Source organism: Variovorax sp. 05T418 (genome assembly GCF_056396385.1).
This window is the reverse complement of the sequence record NZ_JBFTLJ010000006.1, coordinates 229,185-248,123: the sequence shown is the minus strand read 5'-3', so window position 1 is coordinate 248,123 and position 18,939 is coordinate 229,185. Positions and strand designations below refer to the sequence as shown.

Annotated in this window: 18 protein-coding genes; 10 read left to right on the top strand and 8 right to left on the bottom strand. The window is 67.6% G+C overall.

Features of this window, described 5'->3' with window-relative positions:
- Positions 1-75 precede the first annotated feature (75 nt).
- The 10 genes from AC1DMS_RS14945 to AC1DMS_RS14900 all read left to right on the top strand — a co-directional run bounded on the left by AC1DMS_RS14945 (position 76) and on the right by AC1DMS_RS14900 (position 11,080).
- Entirely contained in the window at positions 76-306 is a 231-nt protein-coding gene (locus AC1DMS_RS14945; RefSeq protein ID WP_478181310.1) for a formate dehydrogenase, read from the top strand.
- 15 nt (positions 307-321) lie between these two features.
- On the top strand, positions 322-3,312 hold the full coding sequence (locus tag AC1DMS_RS14940) for a formate dehydrogenase subunit alpha (RefSeq protein WP_015866838.1): 2,991 nt from the start codon (positions 322-324) through the stop codon (positions 3,310-3,312).
- A 9-nt stretch (positions 3,313-3,321) separates the two neighbouring features.
- Entirely contained in the window at positions 3,322-3,945 is a 624-nt protein-coding gene (fdh3B, locus tag AC1DMS_RS14935; RefSeq protein ID WP_015866837.1) for a formate dehydrogenase FDH3 subunit beta, read from the top strand.
- Positions 3,942-4,196 (top strand): hypothetical protein, encoded by a 255-nt coding sequence (locus AC1DMS_RS14930; RefSeq protein WP_027730200.1) that lies wholly within the window; start codon positions 3,942-3,944, stop codon positions 4,194-4,196. Before fdh3B ends, AC1DMS_RS14930 begins: the two co-directional genes overlap by 4 nt.
- Positions 4,197-4,207: 11 nt before the next feature.
- The gene (locus tag AC1DMS_RS14925; protein WP_478181309.1) at positions 4,208-5,434 is read left to right on the top strand and encodes a formate dehydrogenase subunit gamma; all 1,227 of its coding nucleotides are present in this window, start codon (positions 4,208-4,210) and stop codon (positions 5,432-5,434) included.
- On the top strand, positions 5,431-5,844 hold the full coding sequence (locus AC1DMS_RS14920; RefSeq protein ID WP_015866834.1) for a hypothetical protein: 414 nt from the start codon (positions 5,431-5,433) through the stop codon (positions 5,842-5,844). The genes AC1DMS_RS14925 and AC1DMS_RS14920 overlap by 4 nt, the downstream gene beginning before the upstream one ends.
- Positions 5,841-6,713 carry a formate dehydrogenase accessory sulfurtransferase FdhD gene (locus AC1DMS_RS14915; RefSeq protein WP_278879119.1) on the top strand — a complete coding sequence of 291 codons (873 nt, stop codon included), beginning with the start codon at positions 5,841-5,843 and terminating at the stop codon, positions 6,711-6,713. The genes AC1DMS_RS14920 and AC1DMS_RS14915 overlap by 4 nt, the downstream gene beginning before the upstream one ends.
- A 46-nt stretch (positions 6,714-6,759) precedes the next feature.
- Positions 6,760-9,276, top strand: coding sequence for an ABC transporter permease (locus AC1DMS_RS14910; RefSeq protein WP_478181308.1), 2,517 nt, complete (start codon positions 6,760-6,762; stop codon positions 9,274-9,276).
- A gap of 90 nt (positions 9,277-9,366) precedes the next feature.
- Positions 9,367-10,851, top strand: a complete 1,485-nt coding sequence (locus AC1DMS_RS14905; RefSeq protein ID WP_478181307.1) for an AAA family ATPase — start codon at positions 9,367-9,369, stop codon at positions 10,849-10,851.
- Positions 10,852-10,855: 4 nt separating this feature from the next.
- Complete coding sequence (locus AC1DMS_RS14900) at positions 10,856-11,080, top strand: SlyX family protein (protein ID WP_015866830.1); 225 nt, start codon at positions 10,856-10,858, stop codon at positions 11,078-11,080.
- A 330-nt stretch (positions 11,081-11,410) separates the two neighbouring features.
- Here the strand turns inward: AC1DMS_RS14900 and trhA are convergent, their stop codons facing one another.
- From trhA to cyoA, 8 genes are read right to left on the bottom strand one after another with little or no spacing between them, the layout of a single operon-like run.
- Positions 11,411-12,073 carry a PAQR family membrane homeostasis protein TrhA gene (gene trhA, locus AC1DMS_RS14895; protein WP_015866829.1) on the bottom strand — a complete coding sequence of 221 codons (663 nt, stop codon included), beginning with the start codon at positions 12,071-12,073 and terminating at the stop codon, positions 11,411-11,413.
- A 1-nt stretch (position 12,074) separates the two neighbouring features.
- Entirely contained in the window at positions 12,075-12,623 is a 549-nt protein-coding gene (locus tag AC1DMS_RS14890; protein WP_018905247.1) for a response regulator transcription factor, read from the bottom strand.
- Positions 12,620-14,014 (bottom strand): ATP-binding protein, encoded by a 1,395-nt coding sequence (locus AC1DMS_RS14885; RefSeq protein ID WP_478181306.1) that lies wholly within the window; start codon positions 14,012-14,014, stop codon positions 12,620-12,622. The genes AC1DMS_RS14890 and AC1DMS_RS14885 overlap by 4 nt, the downstream gene beginning before the upstream one ends.
- Positions 13,998-14,855 carry an SURF1 family protein gene (locus AC1DMS_RS14880; protein ID WP_478181305.1) on the bottom strand — a complete coding sequence of 286 codons (858 nt, stop codon included), beginning with the start codon at positions 14,853-14,855 and terminating at the stop codon, positions 13,998-14,000. The genes AC1DMS_RS14885 and AC1DMS_RS14880 overlap by 17 nt, the downstream gene beginning before the upstream one ends.
- On the bottom strand, positions 14,852-15,241 hold the full coding sequence (gene cyoD, locus AC1DMS_RS14875; RefSeq protein WP_015866825.1) for a cytochrome o ubiquinol oxidase subunit IV: 390 nt from the start codon (positions 15,239-15,241) through the stop codon (positions 14,852-14,854). Before cyoD ends, AC1DMS_RS14880 begins: the two co-directional genes overlap by 4 nt.
- Positions 15,238-15,903 carry a cytochrome o ubiquinol oxidase subunit III gene (cyoC, locus tag AC1DMS_RS14870; protein ID WP_015866824.1) on the bottom strand — a complete coding sequence of 222 codons (666 nt, stop codon included), beginning with the start codon at positions 15,901-15,903 and terminating at the stop codon, positions 15,238-15,240. The genes cyoD and cyoC overlap by 4 nt, the downstream gene beginning before the upstream one ends.
- Positions 15,896-17,902 (bottom strand): cytochrome o ubiquinol oxidase subunit I, encoded by a 2,007-nt coding sequence (cyoB, locus tag AC1DMS_RS14865; protein ID WP_026284086.1) that lies wholly within the window; start codon positions 17,900-17,902, stop codon positions 15,896-15,898. The genes cyoC and cyoB overlap by 8 nt, the downstream gene beginning before the upstream one ends.
- A 2-nt stretch (positions 17,903-17,904) precedes the next feature.
- Positions 17,905-18,933, bottom strand: a complete 1,029-nt coding sequence (gene cyoA / locus AC1DMS_RS14860) for a ubiquinol oxidase subunit II (protein ID WP_478181304.1) — start codon at positions 18,931-18,933, stop codon at positions 17,905-17,907.
- Between the last annotated feature and the right edge of the window lie 6 nt (positions 18,934-18,939).

Here is an 18,939-nt window from a genome sequence, read left to right as displayed (position 1 = left end):
GGGTCTCGACTAGTATCCAGATGTATGCAAATCAGTTCATATCTGGTTTTGCCCCCAGCCACTCCTGGAGATCACATGCAGGACAGCCAAGCGGTCGGCAACAAGCCGGCCTCGCGTCGAGGTTTCTTTCTAGGTGCCGCCGGCGCCGGCGCCGCGGTTGCCGCGGTGTCGGTGCTCCCCAAGGTCGCGCCGGCCCCCGAGGCCGTCGAGGCCGTTGCGCCCGCGACGAAGCCCGCGCCTGAAAAAGGCGGCGGCTATTCGCTGAGCGAACATGTCAAGCGCTACTACAAGACCGCTTCGGCCTGAAGCGGAACGCCCAAGATGTTGTTGACCAAGAAAACAGCCCCCGCGAACAGTGTCTCGCGGCAAGGGGAGCGCGAGTCGTCCTCCCCGTTCATCCACAGCCTGCGGCGCGGCCTTTCGGGCGCGCTGCCCACCATGGACCGGCGTGCCTTCCTGCGGCGCTCCGGGCTCGGCGTGGGCGTGGGCCTGGCCGCGGGCCAGCTCACGCTGATGCGCAAGGCCGAGGCGGCCGGCGAAGCACGGCCCACGGCGGTAGGCGCCGGCAAGGTAGAGATCAAGCGCACCGTGTGCTCCCACTGCTCGGTCGGCTGCGCCTCCGATGCGGTGGTCGAGAACGGCGTCTGGGTGCGCCAGGAGCCGGTGTTCGATTCGCCCATCAACCTGGGCGCGCATTGCGCCAAGGGCGCCGCGCTGCGCGAGCACGGCCACGGCGAATACCGGCTGCGCTATCCGATGAAGCTGGTCAACGGCAAGTACGAGCGCATCAGCTGGGACACCGCGCTCGACGAGATCACCGCCAAGCTCAAGGAACTGCGCCAGGCCAGCGGGCCCGATTCGGTCTACTGGATCGGCTCGTCCAAGCACAGCAACGAACAGTCCTACCTGCTGCGCAAGTTCGTGAGCTTCTGGGGCAGCAACAACTGCGACCACCAGGCGCGCATCTGCCACTCGACCACCGTTGCCGGCGTTGCGAACACATGGGGCTACGGCGCCATGACCAATTCGTACAACGACATGCGCAACGCCAAGGTGGCGATGTACATCGGCTCCAACGCCGCGGAGGCCCATCCGGTCAGCATGCTGCACATGCTCCATGCCAAGGAGAACGGCTGCAAGATGATCGTGGTCGACCCGCGCTTCACACGTACCGCGGCCAAGGCCGACGAGTACGTGCGCATCCGCTCGGGCTCCGACATCGCCTTCCTGTTCGGCATCCTGCACCACATCTTCAAGAACGGCTGGGAAGACAAGCAGTACATCAACGACCGCGTCTTCGGCATGGACAAGGTGCGCGAGGAAGTGCTGGCCAAGTGGACGCCCGACAAGGTCGAGGAGGCCTGCGGCGTGAAGGAGGCGCAGGTGCTCAAGGTGGCGACCTGGCTCAACGAGAACCGCCCCGGCACCGTCGTGTGGTGCATGGGCCAGACGCAGCACACCATCGGTAACGCGATCGTGCGGGCCTCGTGCATCCTGCAGCTGGCACTCGGCAACGTGGGCAAGTCGGGCGGCGGTACCAACATCTTCCGCGGCCACGACAACGTGCAGGGCGCCACCGACGTGGGCCCGAACCCCGATTCGCTGCCCGGCTACTACGGCATCGTCGAAGGCTCGTGGAAGCACTTCGCCGCCACCTGGGGCGTGGACTACGAATGGATCAAGGGCCGCTTCGCGTCGCCCGCGATGATGACCAAGCCCGGCATCACCGTGTCGCGCTGGATCGACGGCGTGCTCGAGAAGAACGAGCTGATCGACCAGGACTCGAACCTGCGCGGCGTGTTCTATTGGGGCCATGCGCCCAACTCGCAGACGCGCGGCCTCGAGATGAAGCGCGCCATGGACAAGCTCGACCTGCTGGTGGTGGTCGACCCCTATCCCTCGGCCACCGCCGCCATGGCGGCCATGCCCGGCAACCCCGACGACCTCAACAAGAACCGCGCCGTCTACCTGCTGCCCGCGTGCACGCAGTTCGAGACCAGCGGCTCCGTCACGGCGTCGAACCGTTCGATCCAGTGGCGCGAGAAGGTCATCGATCCGCTGTGGGAAAGCCGCAGCGACCACATGATCATGCAGCAGTTCGCCGACCGCCTGGGCTTTGGCAAGGAACTCAGCAAGAACTACAAGATGCAGAAGGTCAAGGGCATGGACGAGCCCCTGCCCGACGACATCCTGCGCGAGATCAACAAGACCTGCTGGGCCGTCGGCTACACCGGCCAGAGCCCCGAGCGGCTGCAGGCGCACATGCGCAACATGGGCGCCTTCGACGTGCGCACGCTCAAGGCCAAGGCCGGCGTGAAGGACAAGGCCAACGGCTATGACCTCACGGGCGACTACTTCGGCCTGCCGTGGCCCTGCTACGGCACGCCCGAGTTCAAGCACCCGGGCTCGCCCAACCTGTACGACACCTCCAAGCACGTGATGGAAGGCGGCGGCAACTTCCGCGCGAACTTCGGCGTGGAGCGCGACGGCAAGAACCTGCTGGCCGAGGACGGCTCGCATTCGCTGGGCGCCGACATCACCACCGGCTACCCCGAGCTCGACCACGTGCTGCTCAAGAAGCTGGGCTGGTGGGACGAGCTCACCGAGGCCGAGAAGCCCAAGGCCGAAGGCAAGAACTGGAAGACCGACAGCTCGGGCGGCATGATCCGCGTGTTCATGAAGAACCACGGCTGCCACCCCTTCGGCAATGCCAAGGCGCGTGCAGTGGTCTGGAACTTTCCCGACGCAATCCCGCAGCACCGCGAACCGCTGTACGGCAACCGGCCCGACCTCATGGCCAAGTACCCGACGCACGACGACAAGATGGCGTTCTGGCGCCTGCCCACGCTCTACAAGAGCGTGCAGCAGAAGAACATCGCCGACAAGGTGGCCGAGAAGTTCCCGTACGTGATGACCTCGGGCCGCCTGGTCGAATACGAGGGCGGCGGCGAGGAAACCCGCTCGAACCCCTGGCTCGCCGAGCTGCAGCAGGAGATGTTCATCGAGATCAACCCCAAGGTCGCGGCCGAGAAGGGCATCCGCAACGGCGAGCGCGCCTGGGTGCACACGCCCACGGGCGCCAAGCTCAACGTGCAGGCCCTGGTGACCGAGCGCGTGGGGCCCGACACGGTCTTCATGCCGTTCCACTTCTCGGGCCATTGGCAGGGCGCCGACATGCTCGGCTACTACCCCGCCGGCGCAGCCCCCGTGGTGCGCGGCGAGGCCATCAACACCGGCACGACCTACGGTTATGACAGCGTGACCATGATGCAAGAGACCAAGACCACGGTCTGCAACGTAGAAAAGGCATAAGGAGGCACCATGGCACGAATGAAATTTGTCTGCGACGCGGAACGCTGCATCGAATGCAACGGCTGCGTCACGGCCTGCAAGAACGAGAACGAGGTGCCCTGGGGCGTGAACCGCCGCCGCGTGGTCACGCTCAACGACGGGGTGCCGGGCGAGAAATCGATCTCGGTGGCCTGCATGCACTGCTCCGACGCGCCCTGCATGGCCGTGTGCCCGGTGCAGTGCTTCTACCGCACCGAAGAAGGCGTGGTGCTGCACGACAAGGACGTGTGCATCGGCTGCGGCTACTGCTCGTACGCCTGCCCGTTCGGCGCGCCGCAGTTCCCCTCGCAAGGCACGTTCGGCGTGCGCGGCAAGATGGACAAGTGCACCTTCTGCGCCGGCGGCCCCGAGGCCAACGGCTCCGAAGCCGAGTTCGAGAAATACGGCCGCAACCGGCTCGCCGAAGGCAAGCTTCCGGCCTGCGCCGAGATGTGCTCGACCAAGGCGCTCCTGGCCGGCGACGGCGACGTGGTGGCCGACATCTTCCGCACCCGCGTGGTCCAGCGCGGCAAGGGCGCCGAAGTCTGGGGCTGGGGCACCGCCTACGGCTCGCAGCAGGCCGGCACCCCGCCGGCCGGTGGAGTGCGCAAGTGAAGCGGCCGGGCCTCGTCTTCGCCGGCGTTGCGCTGGCCGCAACCTGCCTCGCGGCCTGCGGCGAGAAGCCGCAGACCAACGCGCAGGGCGTCAAGCACGACGCCGTGCCCTGGAGCGGCACGGGCACCCAGGAGAACGCCGGCACGGTGTTCACCGCGCCCGGCTGGAAGGTCGGCGACAAGACCGCCTGGGAGCAGCAGCTCAAGACCCGCGCGCAGAACGGGCAGAACGAATACAACAAAGAGAACTGAACGGAGAGCCCATGAAGCAAGCGCTGACCGCTCTCGCTCTTTGCTGTGCCGTGCTGGGTGCGGCCTTCGCGCAGGCGCAGCCGCCGGCCGCCCCTGGAACGGCGTCCGCACCCGCGGCACCTGTCGCAACCACCGCACCGGAGGCCGCCGCGGGCGGCATCCGCGGCCAGAACATCTTCGAGGTCAAGCCCGAAGCCAGCGCCGACCCCAACTACGCGAACCAGACCAATGGCGAGCGCATGAAGGTGCAGCCCGGCAACAACGCGCCGATGTGGCGCCAGGTGGGGCAGGGCGTGACCGGCTACAGCAGCCTGCCGAAAAGCCAGGCGCCCGAGGCCGGCAACCTGATCCAGCCTTTCGTGCAGTACCCCGGTTCGCGCTTCACCAATGCCGGCGAAGCCTGGCGCCAGGTGCGCAACGACTGGATCATTCCCTATGGCGCGGCGCTGCTGTTCGTCGTGCTGCTGGCGCTGGCCATCTTCTATTTCACGCGCGGCCCGATCCGCCTGCACGGCCAGGAAACCGGCCGCAAGATCGAGCGCTTCACGCCCTTCGAACGCGCCACGCACTGGTCGAACGCCATCGCCTTCGTCACGCTGGCCATCACCGGCATCGTGATGGCCTTCGGCAAGTTCTTCCTGATGCCGTGGATGGGCAGCGCGCTCTTCGGATGGATTGCCTACGCGCTCAAGAACGTCCATAACTTCGTCGGGCCGCTGTTCGTGGTGACGACGGTGTTCATGGTCTTCACCTTCATCCGCGACAACCTGCCGCGCGCCAGCGACCTGCAATGGCTCGCCCGCTTCGGCGGCCTGTTCGGCGGCAAGGAAGTGCCGTCGCACCGCTTCAATGCGGGCGAGAAGCTGGTCTTCTGGGGCGGCGTGCTGTTCCTCGGCCTCTTCATCATCGGCTCGGGGCTCTTCCTGGACAAGCTGCTGCCGGGCTTCGTCTACACGCGCGGCGAGATGCAGGTGGCGCACATGGTGCACGGCGTCGCCACCTTGCTGATGATGGCGATGATCATGGGCCACATCTACATCGGCACGCTCGGCATGACGGGCGCCTACAAGGCCATGCGCACCGGCTACGTCGACGAGACCTGGGCCCGGGAGCATCACGAACTCTGGTACGACGACATCGCCGCGGGCAAGATCCCTGCGCAGCGCACGGCGCCGGCCGGCTCGGCCGCAGCGCCGGCCGCGCGGCCCGTGAGACCCGCCGAAGGAACACCCTCATGAAGCTGCCGTTGAATCTTTCTTGCGCATCGCTGCTGGTGCTTGCGCTGGCCGCGCCCGCGGCCTGGGCCAAACTGGCGCCGCCGCCCGCCACCCCCGAGGCCAAGGCCAAGGCCGCCGAAGCCGCCGCCAAGACCGCCTGGAGCGGCAAGGTCGATGCCTACAAGCTCTGCCAGGCGCAGGACCGCGTCGCGGCCAAGTACCGCGCGAGCGCCACCGCGGCCGGCAAGCCGGTGCCGCCGGCGCCTGCCACGCCGCCCTGCGCAGACCCCGGCCCCTTCGTTTTCACGCCGCCGGCGGAAGCCAAGCCCATCGAGGCTGCGGGCGCGCATTCGCCGGCCACCACGGCCGCATCGCCGCCCAGCACCACGCAGCCGGCCGCCGCCGCCAATCCCACGCCGAAGGCGCAGTGACGACGCCGCTGCCGTTGCCGCTCCCGCGTCTCACCCAGGCCCGCGCCGCGCTGACGCGCGAAGTCGAGGTCGTCGATGAGCATGGCGCGCGCGGCACCGTCTCCATTCCCGCCGAGCGCGACCTCACGGTGTACGTGGACCGGCGCGAGCTCGTCACGCTGATGACGCTCGGCGCCCAGCCCGAACTTCTGGTGCTGGGCTATCTGCTGAACCAGCGCCTGATCGAAGCGGCCAGCGACGTCGAGTCGGTCACGGTCGACTGGGAGGTGGGCGCCGCTGCGGTCAAGACGCATGCGGGCATCGACCGCATCGAGGAGCGCACCGCCAAGAAGGTGGTGACCACCGGCTGCGGCCAGGGCAGCGTGTTCGGCGACCTGATGGCCGACATCGACAAGCTCCAGCTGCCGCCCACGCGCATGACGCAGGCCCAGCTCTATGCGCTGGTCAACGCGATCCGGCTCCAGGAGAGCACCTACAAGTCGGCCGGCTCGGTGCACGGCTGCGCGCTGTTCACGCTCGAGCCCGGCGGCACCGAGGCCACGATGCACTCCTTCGTGGAAGACGTGGGCCGCCACAACGCCATCGACACCATCGCGGGCTGGTGCGCCATGCAGCCGCCCGGCGCGCTGGCCGGCGACCGCGTTTTCTACACCACCGGCCGGCTCACGAGCGAGATGGTGATCAAGTCGGCGCAGATGGGCGTGCCGATCGTGGTCTCGCGCAGCGGCATCACGCAGATGGGCCACGAGGTCGCAACGCGCGTGGGTTTGTGCGCCATCGGCCGCGCGACCAACCGGCACTTCGTCTGCTACGCGGGCGTCGACCGGCTGGTGCTGCAGCCGGAACTCGCGCGCCGCAGTCCGGCCTAAGGCCCTGAAAGGCGCCGGCGTATCCGCGTCGGCTATCGTCTCGCCCATGAATGCCTCCTTCCGCCTTGGCTGGCGCACCCTGTGGCGCGATCTGCGCGCCGGCGAACTGCGCCTCTTGATCGTTGCCGTGCTGCTGGCCGTGGCCGCGCTCACGGCGGTCGGCTTCTTTGCCGACCGGCTGAAGGGGGGCCTGCAGCGCGATGCGCGGCAACTGCTCGGCGGCGACGCGGTGGTCGTGAGCGACAACCCCACGCCTGCGGCCTTCATCGCGCAGGCCCGTGCATTCGGGCTCGAGGGCTCCGGCACCTACGGCTTTCCCACCATGGCGCGGGCCGACGACGCCCAGGGCGGCGCGAGCAAGCTGGTGGCCCTGAAGGCGGTGGCCGCGGGCTATCCGCTGCGCGGCAACCTGCAGACCGCCAGCGCCCCCGATGCGCCCGGCAGCATCACGCGCGACATTCCGCCGGCGGGCGAGGTCTGGGTCGATGCCTCTCTGCTGGATTCGCTTGCGCTCAAGGTGGGGGACGCGCTTCTTCTTGGCGACAGCAGTTTGCGCATCGGCCGCGTGATCACGCTGGAGCCGGATCGCGGAGCGGGGTTCATGAGCTTTGCGCCGCGCGTGATGATCAACCAGGCCGACGTGCCGCGCACCGGCCTCGTGCAGCCTGCGAGCCGTGTCGGATACCGCTATGCCGTGGCCGGCGAGAACGCGGCCGTCAAGCGCTTTTCCGACTGGGCCGAGGCCGCCATCAAGAAGGGCGAGCTGCGCGGCGTGCGGCTCGATTCCTTCGAAGGCGGGCGCCCCGAAATGCGCCAGACGCTGGACCGCGCCGAGAAATTCCTGAGCCTGGTCGCGCTGCTCGCGGCGCTGCTGTCGGCCGTGGCGGTGGCGCTGGCCGCGCGCGGCTTCGCGGCCAGCCACCTGGACGACTGCGCCATGCTGCGCGTGCTCGGCCAGAGCCAGCGCACCATCGCGCTGGCCTATTCGTTCGAATTTGCCGTCGTCGGCATCGTGGCCAGCAGCCTCGGCGTGGCGATCGGCTTTGGCGTGCACTACGTGTTCGTGGTGCTGCTGGCCGGGCTGGTCGAAACGGCGCTGCCCGCGGCCACCCTGTGGCCCGTGGCCTTCGGCCTGGGCATGGGGCTCACGCTGCTGTTCGCCTTCGGCCTGCCGCCGGTGCTGCAGCTGGCCCGGGTGCCGCCGCTGCGCGTGATCCGGCGCGACGTCGGCGGGCTCAAGCCGGCTTCGCTCGCGGTGCTGGGCATTGGCGTGGCCGGCTTCGCGGCGCTGCTGATCGCGGCCAGCAGCGACCTGAAGCTGGGCCTGATCGCCGTCGGCGGCTTCGCGGGCGCGGTGGCCGTGTTCGCCCTCTTGAGCTGGCTCGCGGTGAAGGTGCTGCGCCGCAGCGTCAATGAAAGCACCGCGCCGCGCTGGCTGGTGCTGGCCACGCGCCAGATCTCGGCGCGGCCGGCCTACGCGGTGGTGCAGGTCAGCGCGCTGGCCGTGGGCCTGCTCGCGCTGGTGCTGCTGGTGCTGCTGCGCACCGACCTGGTCGCGAGCTGGCGCAAGGCCACGCCGCCCGATGCGCCCAACCGCTTCGTCATCAACGTCATGCCCGACCAGAGCAGCGCGTTCCAGAAGTCGCTGCGCGATGCCGGCGTGCGCAAGTTCGATTGGTATCCGATGATCCGCGGCCGCCTCGTGGCCGTCAACGACAAGCCGGTGTCGCCCGACGACTACCCGGAAGACCGCGCCAAGCGCCTGGTGGACCGCGAGTTCAATCTCAGCAACAGCGTGGAGGCGCCGGCGCACAACAGCATCGTGGCCGGCGCATGGAAGCCCGATGCGCCCGGCGAAGTGAGCGTGGAGGAAGGCCTGGCCGAGACGCTCGGCCTCAAGCTCGGCGACGTGCTGCGCTTCGACATCGGCGGCATGCAGAACGATGCGCGCATCACCTCGCTGCGCAAGGTCGACTGGGGTTCGATGCATGCGAACTTCTTCGTGATGTACACCGTGGCCGCACTGCCCGACGTGCCGGTGACCTACATGGGCGCCTTCCGCGCGCCCGAAACCCGCGGCTTCGACAACGCGCTGGTGCGCAGCTACCCCAACGTGACCAACGTCGATATGAGCGCCACCATCAACCAGGTGCAGCGCGTGCTCGACCAGGTGATCCGCGCGGTCGAGTTCCTGTTCGGCTTCACGCTCGCGGCGGGGCTGGTGGTGCTGTTTGCCGCGGTCACGGCCACGCGCGAGGAGCGCGCGCGCGAGTTCGCGGTGATGCGCGCGGTGGGTGCGCGGGCCAGCCTGCTGCGCCAGGTGCAGCGCGCCGAGCTGGCGGGCGTGGGCCTGCTGGCGGGCTTCCTCGCGAGCATCGTGGCCTCGGCCATCGGCTGGGGCCTTGCACGCTACGTGTTCGATTTCACCTGGACGGCCTCGCCCATCGTGCCGATCGCCGGCGCGCTCGCGGGCGCGGTGCTGGCGCTGGCGGCGGGCTGGTGGGGCTTGCGCGACGTGCTGCGCAGGCCCGTGGTCGACACGCTGCGGCGCGCGGCCGAATAGATTTTTCTGCGTGCGGGGGCGAAGAGGGCGGGGAATGCAATACATTCCCCGGCCCTGCATTCATTCATTCGTTGAGAAGAAACCCCCTCCATGCGCTTGGCGTCATTCCAGATCACCAACTTTCGCTCGATCAACGACAGCGGCTCCATCGACACCTCGCAGATCACGGCAATCCTCGGCCGAAATGACAGCGGCAAATCGAACCTGCTGCGCGCACTGCACAGCCTGAACCCGGCCGAAGGCCTGGCCGAACTCAGCCCGATCAAGGACTTTCCGCGGCACCGCCGCCTCGAAGAGTGCCAGGGCGACACGCCGGTCGTCGCGACGCGCTGGGGCCTCGAAGACAGCGAGCGGGCCGAACTGGCGCAGATGCTTCCGCGCGCGGCCAAGGTGCGCCACGTCACCGCGGGCCGGGGCTACGGCACGGCGCGCTGGAGCGGCCTCGAAGGACTCGGCGACCTGTCGCTCGACGTATCCGACATCAAGGCCAAGGTCCGCAAGATCGTGCCCGCCGTCAAGGCCGCGGCCGAGAAGCTTGCCGACGACGCGCGCGCAATGCTGGAGCAGGCGGCCGACGCCTTCGACGCCGCGATGATCCTGAGCCCCGACTACATCCGCTGGTCCACCGGTGCGGTGGCAGCGCTGCAGTCGCTGCGCCAGGCCATGGCGGCAGCGGATGCCGAACTCAGCGACAAGCAGGAGCAGATGCTGGCCGAGCTCGAGGAGATGGCCCGCGCGATTGCCAACGACACGCCGGCGCTTGCAAGGGCGAAGCAGTGGGTGCTCGACAAGCTGCCGAGGTTCGTCTACGTGGACGAGTACCCGGCGCTGCCCGGCCGCCAGAACATTGCCGAGCACCTCGCGCGCAAGGGCTGGGGGCAGGACGCGCCCGGGCAGCGCAACTTCGAGAAGCTCTGCAAGGCCGCGGGGCTCGATCCGCAGCAGCTGCAGGAGCTGCTGGAGAAGAACGACCAGGCCACGCGCAACCAGCTCGCCAACCGCGCCGGCTCCGTCGTCACCGCCGAGATCCGCCGGCTCTGGAAGGACCGCGAGCTCAAGGTGCGCTTCAACCTGGACGGGCCGTACATGGACACGCTGGTGTCCGACCCCAACCGCGCCTACGACGTGGAAGTGAACCTCGACGAGCGCAGCCGCGGCTTCCAGTGGTTCTTCTCGTTCTACGTCACCTTCTTTGCGGACACCAAGGGCGCGGGCGATGCGATCCTGCTGCTGGACGAGCCCGGCCTGCATCTGCATGCGCGCTCGCAGGCCGACCTGCTTGCGCACTTCGAGCAGGACTTCGCCAACCAGATCGTCTACACCACGCACTCGCCGTTCATGGTGCCCGTGCACCGGCCGGGCGCCGTGCGCACGGCCAGCATGAGCGAAGCCGCCGGCACTACCGTGAGCAACAAGGCCGAGGGCGACGCGCGCACGCTCTATCCGCTGCAGGTGGCGCTTGCGCTGAGCCGGATGGCGGGCGAGGGCGCGAAGCCGCAGCAAAGGGAGGGCGCGGCGCGTGTCGAGGCGCCGTCGCGCGAGGTCAGCGAACCGGTGGATCTTCCTGTCCAATAGCGGCATGGACCATTCACCGAACGAGCTCGCAGAGCGCCTGACCGAACTCGAGATCAAGTCGAGCTATGCCGAGGACCTGCTGGAGCAGCTCAACATGACGATCTACCGGCAACAGCAGCAGATCGACAGCTTGATCCTGCAGGTCACCCAGCTCAAGCAGCAGAGCCAGAACGCGGGGCAGGACGGGGCGGCGCGCAACTTGCGCGACGAGCTGCCGCCGCATTACTGAGCGCTGTTGTTTGGGGGGCTGTTGTTCTTGGCGCTGTTGTTCAGGGCGCGCTCCCGCCGACGGGGTACCTTGCTCCGCGAATGTCCTCCGGCCTGCGGCCTCCCCCTTGATTTCGCTGCGCAAGGCACCCCATCAGCGGGAGCGTGATCAGAGCACTGGTTGATCAGCGGTGCACAACGAGCGTGCCCAGGTGCACAGGGCATCGGGTGCTCCCCGCAGCGAAATAAAGGAGGAGCCGAAGGCGGGGGACATTCGCGGAGGGGAGTACCCGGTGGCCTGTGCACACGCCCTGAACAACAGCGCCAAGAACAACAGCGCCCCAAAACAAAATCAGCCGTGCGAATGCCAGAGCACCGCAAAGAAGTGGCAAGTGCTGCCCGCCAGCACGAACAGGTGCCACACCGAATGGGCAAAGCGCACCTTGTTGTCGAACAGGAAGACCACCGCACCTGCGGTGTAGAACAGCCCACCGGCCACGAGCCATCCCAGGCCTGCCGGCGACATGCGCTCGTACAGCGGCACCGCCGCCATCAATGCCATCCATCCCATCGCCACGTAGAGCCCGGTCGACCACAACGGATGCTGCAGCCGGTTGAACAGCTTGGCGCCCACGCCCAGCGCCGCCGCCGCGCAGATGCAGCCGAACAGCGTCCAGCCCCACGGACCGCGCAGCACGCCGAAGAGAAACGGCATGTAGCTGCCCGCGATGAACAGGTAGATGGCCGCGTGGTCGAGCCGGTTGAACCAGGCCTTGGCCCGGCCCATCGGCAGCGCGTGGTAGAGCGTGGAGATCAGGTACAGCACGATCGCCGTGCCGGCAAAGAGCGAGGCGCCGACGATGCCCGCGGCCTGGCCCTTCTGGGCGGCGCTGTAGACCAGGATCGGCAGCGAGGCCACGGCCAGCAGCAGGCCGAGGCCATGGCTCAGCGCATTGAAGATCTCTTCGAGCGTGGTCTGGGCGCGAGCCGCAGAGATGGGTTTGTTGGAAGCCATGCTATTTCACCTGCTGCTTGCCGAGCTTGCGCGCCAGCGTGCGCCGGTGCATGCCAAGCCGCCGCGCGGTTTCGGAAATGTTGAAGCCGGTCTCGGCCAGCGTCTCGTGGATGCGCTCCCATTCGAGCGTCTTGATCGAGGTCGAGCGGTTGGTCAGCTCCACCTCCGTGGTGCCGGTGGCGCGGCCGAAGGCGGCCTCGATGTCGTCGGTGTTCGACGGCTTGGCCAGGTAATGGCAGGCGCCGAGCTTGATGGCCTCCACCGCCGTGGCAATGCTGGCAAAGCCCGTGAGCACCACGATCAGCATCTTCGGGTTGTGCCGGTGCAGCATCTGCACGCAGGCCAGGCCCGAGGCCTCGCCGTTGAGCTTCAGGTCGACCACCGCATAGCCGGGCGAATGGGCCTGCAGCAGCGCCTCGACCTCCTCGGCATTGCTGGCCTGCGTGACCGCGTAGCCGCGGCGCTCGAAGGACTTGCCGAGCGTGCGCGCGAAGGCCGCGTCGTCTTCCACGATCAGCAACTGGCGTTCGGTTTCGGCGGTTTCCGTCATGGCTTTGCGTTTCGATCGGTGAGGGTGCCGGCCGCTTCGTCTTCTCCGTCGTCGTCGTCTTCTTCTTCCAGCACGATGGCCGCGAGCGGCAGCGTGATGGCCACGATGGCGCCGCCTTCGGGCCGGTTGTGCACCGCCACGCGGCCGCCCAGGGTGCGCGCCACATTGACCACCAGGAACAGCCCGAGCCCGCCGCCCGGGCGGCCCTTGCTCGACTGGTAGGGCTTGCCGAACCCCTTCAGGATGGCTGGCAGGAAGCCCGGGCCCGCATCGGTGACCGTGAGCGTCAATGCATCGGCGTCATGCGCCACCTCGAAGCGCAGCCAGTGCGGCGAGGCCTCCAGGGCATTGTCGAGCACGTTGCAGATCATCTGCTTGAGCGCCGAATCGGAGACCATGGGCAGGTCCTGGCCAAAGCGGTTCTCGTAGTCGAACTCCTCGACCGGCCGCGTGCTGCGCCATTCCTCCACCAGCTCGTCGAGGAAGGTGCGGACGGTGGTTTCTTCCGACGATTCGCCGCGCGCCTCGCCGGCCGACAGCAGGATGCCGCTCACGATGCTCTTGCAGCGCTGGATCTGCAGTTCCATCTCGGCCACCTCGGTCAGCAGCTCGGGGTCGGAGCTGAAATGCGGCAGGCGGCGCCAGTCGCCCAGGATCACGGCCAGCGTGGCCAGCGGCGTGCCCAGCTCGTGCGCGGCGCCCGAGGCCAGGAGGCCCATGCGCACGATGTGCTCTTCTTCCGACGCGCGCTGGCGCAGGTCGGCCAGCCGCGCATCGCGCGCACGCAGGTTGCGGCTGATGCGCGTGATGAACACCACCAGCAGCGCCGCGTTGAGCGCAAAGCACACCAGCATGCCCTGCACGTAGGGGCTCCAGAGACCGCGGTCGTGGTCGAGCGGCAGCGCGAGCGGGCGCGAGAACAGCGCCAGCCCCGCAAAGCACAGGCAGGTGACGGCCACGATGGTCCAGGTCGACCAGGCCTTCAGCAGCACCGCGCCCAGGATGACCTGCAGCAGGTACAGGAAGACGAAGGGATTGGTGGCGCCGCCGCTCAGGTAGAGCTGGGCGGTGAGCGTGGCCACGTCGACCAGCAGCGCAAGAAAGAGCTCGCCGTTGGTCACGCGGCGCGGGCTGCGCGAGCGCAGCAGGCTCACGCCGTTGAAGAGCGCGAGGCAGGTCAGCACCTGCAGCATGTGCTCCAGCGGCAGCCGGATGCCGAAGCCGTAGTGCACGACCAGGATGGTGGCGACCTGGCCAACCACCGCGAACCAGCGCAGCTCGATCAGCTGCTGCATGTTCTTGTGGCCGGTGGCGTTGTCCAGGCTTGCCACGCCCGCACGCGGTGGATGCAGTTCCCCCGCGACCGCGACGGCTTCAGTCGCGGCGGGCATCGGGGCGGGCGGTGGCGTTGGCATGGGCGGTATTTTCGCCTGTGCCGCCATCGGCTTCGCCGGCGCGCCGGCGCCCCTCGCGCCAGCCGAACCAGGCCGCGCCAAGGACCATCAGCGCCAGGCCGTACCAGGTGATCGCATAGACCAGGTGGCTGTTGGGAAAGGCGATGACCGTGAGGCCCGCGGCCGGCCAGGCGGGCGCTGCGCCGGGCGGGGAGGGCACGGCCTCGGCATCGACGAAGTACGGTGCCACGTTGGAGAGTCCGCGTGCCGCGGCAATGGCCTGCACGTCGCGCGAGAACCAGCGATCGGCGGCCGGCTCGTTCTTGCGCAGGAAGCCGCCCTTGGGTTCGCTCATGCGCAAGAGGCCGGTCACGGTGCTTTCGCCCTGGGGTTCGGTGGCCGCGCGGGTGGCGCGCTCGCGCGCCTCGGGCGGCACGAAGCCGCGGTTGACCAGCACGATGCGGCCGCCTGTGGCCTGCAGCGGCGTCAGCACCCAGAAGCCGGCGCCGAGCCGGGTGCTGGCCTGCACCAGGGTTTCCTTGTCGTGGAGGAAGCGGCCGGCGATGCGCACGCGGCGGTATTCGTCGTCGGCCGCGTTGACCTGCGGCCAGCGCTCGCGCCCGGGCGCTTCGGAGGCCGGGGCATGCACGCGCTGCTCGACGCGGGCAATGAGATCGAGCTTCCAGGCCCGGCGCTCGACCTGCCAGGTGCCGAGCGCGAAGAAGCCCGCAAAAGCCAGGGCCGCGCAGACCGCCAGAGCCACCCGGGCCGCCGCGCCGCGCGGGCGGCCGGCTGGTGTGCCGTTGCGGGTGCTGGGGACTGGCGGCGGGGGCGTCAAGGCATGTTCTTCATGTCGTGCACCGACATGGGCATCATGTTGGCGTTCATGTGGTACATGACCCAGAGCGATCCGGCCAGCGTGATGACGACGAGCACGATCGTGAAGATCAGCGCCAGCATGTTCCAGCCGCTCTCGGACTTGGCGTCCATGTGCAGGAAGTAGATCATGTGGACCACGATCTGCACCGCGGCAAAGCCCAGGATCACGAGCGAGGTGGTGCTCGGCTTGCCGAGCACGTTGCCCATGACGAGCCAGAACGGAATCGCGGTCAGGACCACGGCCAGCACGAAGCCGGTCATGTAGCCCTTGAAGGTGCTGTGGCTGACGGGGCCATCGTCGTGATGGTCGTCGTGCGCTGCGGTTTCGGTGTGGGCGGTGCTCATGCCATCGATCCCATCAGGTAGACAAAGGTGAAGACGCCGATCCACACCACGTCCAGGAAGTGCCAGAACATCGACAGGCACATCAGGCGGCGGCGGTTGGCGGCGGTGAAGCCGTGCTTGGGCAGCTGGATCATCAGCACGATGAGCCACACGATGCCGAAGGTCACGTGCAGCCCGTGGGTGCCCACCAGCGCGAAGAACGACGACAGGAACGCGCTGCGCTGCGGGCCCGCGCCCTCGTGGATCAGGTGCGCGAATTCATAGAGCTCCAGGCCGATGAAGCCCGCGCCCAAAAGGCCCGTGATGGCCAGCCAGGCGAGCGTGCCGCCCATGCGCTTTCTCTGCATCTCGAGCACTGCGAAGCCATAGGTGATCGACGACAGCAGCAGCAGCGAGGTGTTGACCGCCACCAGCGGCAGGTCGAACAGGTCGGCGCCCGAAGGGCCGGCCGCGTAGCTTCGGCCCAGCACGCCGTACACCGCGAACAGGCAGGCGAAGACCAGGCAGTCGCTCATCAGGTAGAGCCAGAAGCCGAGCAGCGTGCCGTTTTCCGGGTGGTGGTCGTTGCCGACGTGGAACAGCTCGAACACGGGCGGCTTGCCCGTGGCGTCGCTGTGGGCGTGGCCGGCCGCGGGGGAGTGGAGGGCGGTGGTATCAGACATGGGCTGCTGCCAGGAGGCGGGTGCGTTCGTCCTCGGTGCGAACGACCTCTTCCGCGGGGATGTGGTAGTCGCGCTTGTAGTTGAAGGTGTGGATGATCACGGCCGCCAGCATGGCGAAGAAGGCCACGCCCGCCACCAGCCACATCTGCCAGATCAGCGCGAAGCCGCAGGTGCCGGCCAGGGCCGCGATGATGAAGCCGGCAGCCGTGTTCTTGGGCATGTGGATGGGCGTGAAGCCGTCGACCGGGCGGCTGTAGCCGCGGCGCTTCATGTCGGTCCAGGCGTCGTTGTCGTGGATGCGCGGCGTGAACGCGAAGTTGTAGGCCGGCGGCGGCGACGAGGTCGACCATTCGAGCGTGCGGCCGTTCCACGGGTCGCCCGTGGTGTCGCGCAGCGAATCGCGGCGGATGTAGCTCACCACCAGCTGGATGATGAAAGAGGCGATGCCCAGCGCGATCAGCACGGCGCCGAAGGCGGCCACCTGGAACCAGATCTGCAGCGACATGTCCTGGAAGTGGCTCATGCGGCGCGTGACGCCCATCAGGCCCAGGATGTAGAGCGGCATGAACGCGAACCAGAAGCCCACCAGCCAGAACCAGAACGAGCACTTGCCCCAGAACGGATCGAGCTTGTAGCCGAAGGCCTTGGGGAACCAGTAGGTGATGCCCGCCAGCATGCCGAACAGCACGCCGCCGATGATCACGTTGTGGAAGTGGGCGATCAGGAAGAGGCTGTTGTGCAGCACGAAGTCGGCCGGGGGCACCGCGAGCAGCACGCCCGTCATGCCGCCGATCACGAAGGTGATCATGAAGCCGATGGTCCACATCATGGGCAGCTCGAAGCGGATGCGGCCGCGGTACATGGTGAAGAGCCAGTTGAAGATCTTCGCGCCCGTGGGGATCGAGATGATCATGGTCGTGATGCCGAAGAACGAATTCACGCTGGCGCCCGAGCCCATGGTGAAGAAGTGGTGCAGCCACACGAGGTACGACAGGATCGTGATCACCACGGTGGCGTAGACCATCGAGGCGTAGCCGAAGAGGCGCTTGCCCGAGAAGGTGGACACCACTTCCGAGAAGATGCCGAAGGCCGGCAGGATCAGGATGTAGACCTCGGGGTGGCCCCAGATCCAGATCAGGTTCACGTACATCATGGCGTTGCCGCCGAGGTCGTTCGTGAAGAAGTTGGTGCCGACGTAGCGGTCCAGCGACAGCAGCGCGAGCACGGCCGTGAGCACCGGGAAGGCGGCCACGATCAGCACGTTGGTGCACAGGGCGGTCCAGGTGAAGACCGGCATCTTCATCATCGTCATGCCGGGCGCGCGCATCTTCACGATGGTGGCCAGCAGGTTGACGCCCGAGAGCAGCGTGCCGACCCCCGCGATCTGCAAGGACCAGATGTAGTAGTCCACCCCCACGTCGGGGCTGAAGAGAAGGCCCGACAGCGGCGGGTAGGCGAGCCAGCCGGTCTTGGCGAATTCACCCACGAAGAGCGACGCCATCACGAGGCCGGCGCCGAAGGTGGTCATCCAGAAGCTGAAGTTGTTCAGGAACGGGAAGGCCACGTCGCGCGCGCCGATCTGCAGCGGCACCACGAAGTTCATGAGGCCCGTGACCAGCGGCATCGCCACGAAGAAGATCATGATCACGCCGTGGGCGGTGAAGATCTGGTCGTAGTGGTGCGGCGGCAGGAAGCCGGCGTTGTCGCCGAAGGCGACGGCCTGCTGGGCCCGCATCATGATGGCGTCGGAGAAGCCGCGCAGCAGCATCACCAGGCCCAGGATGATGTACATGATGCCGATCTTCTTGTGGTCGATGCTGGTGATCCAGTCGCGCCACAGCACGCCCCACACCTTGTAGTAGGTGATGGCGCCCAGCAGTGCGAGGCCGCCGAGGACGACCGCGATGAAGGTGACGAGCAGGATCGGCTCGTGGTAGGGAATCGCCTCCCACGTGAGGCGGCCGAAGATGAGCTTCGTCAGGTCAAGGTTCTCGAACATCGTCATTCTTCGGTGGTGCACATCGCCGTCACGTACTTGCGCGTGGGCGAATTGGTGAGGGTGTCAGCCTGCCAGGCCTTCCTGGTGGCAATGTTGAACGCGCCGGGCTTGCCCAGCCCGCCGTCCGCGTCGATGGCCATCATTTCCTTCATGCACATCTTGTTGCGGTCGACGCAGAGGTTGAGGATGGCGTCGTACAGGTCGGGCACCACCGCGGCGTAGTGCCGCACCGGCTCGCGCTCGCTCGGCGCTTCGAGCTTCTTGTACTGCTCGCGCGTGAGTTCGCCGTCCTTGCCGGACTTGACCTTCTGCACCCACTGGTCGAAGTCGGTGTTGCTCAGGCCGTGGAACTTGAAGCGCATGCCCGAGAAGCCGGCGCCGCTGTAGTTGGCCGAGAAGCCCTCGAACTCGCCCGGCTTGTTGATGACGGCGTGCAGCTTGGTTTCCATGCCCGGCATGGCGTAGATCTGGCCGGCCAGCGCGGGGATGAAGAAGGAGTTCATCACCGAGGAGGCGGTGATCTTGAAGGTGATCGGCCGGTCGACCGGCGCGGCCATTTCATTCACCGTGGCAAAGCCCTGCTCGGGGTAGATGAAGAGCCACTTCCAGTCGAGCGCCACCACTTCGACCACCAGCGGCTTGGCCTCGGCGGGAACCGGGCGCTCGGCGTCGAGCCGGCTCAGCGGCCGGTACGGGTCGAGCGTGTGGGTGCTGATCCAGGTGATGGCGCCCAGCGCGATGATGATCAGCAGTGGCGCGGCCCAGATCGCGAGCTCGAGCTGGGTGGAGTGGTCCCAGTCGGGGCTGTAGTCGGCCTCCTTGTTCGACTGGCGATAGCGCCAGGCAAAGAAGAGCGTCAGCGCGATCACCGGAATGATGATGATCAGCATCAGCACGGTGGAGACGACGATGAGGCGTCCCTGCTGGTTGGCGATGTCCCCGGAAGGGTTCATGAGCACCGTGTTGCAGCCTGCCAGCAAGGCAAGCGGAAGCAACAGGGGCCATCGGCGGAGAGATTTGAGGGTGGGCATGCCGAA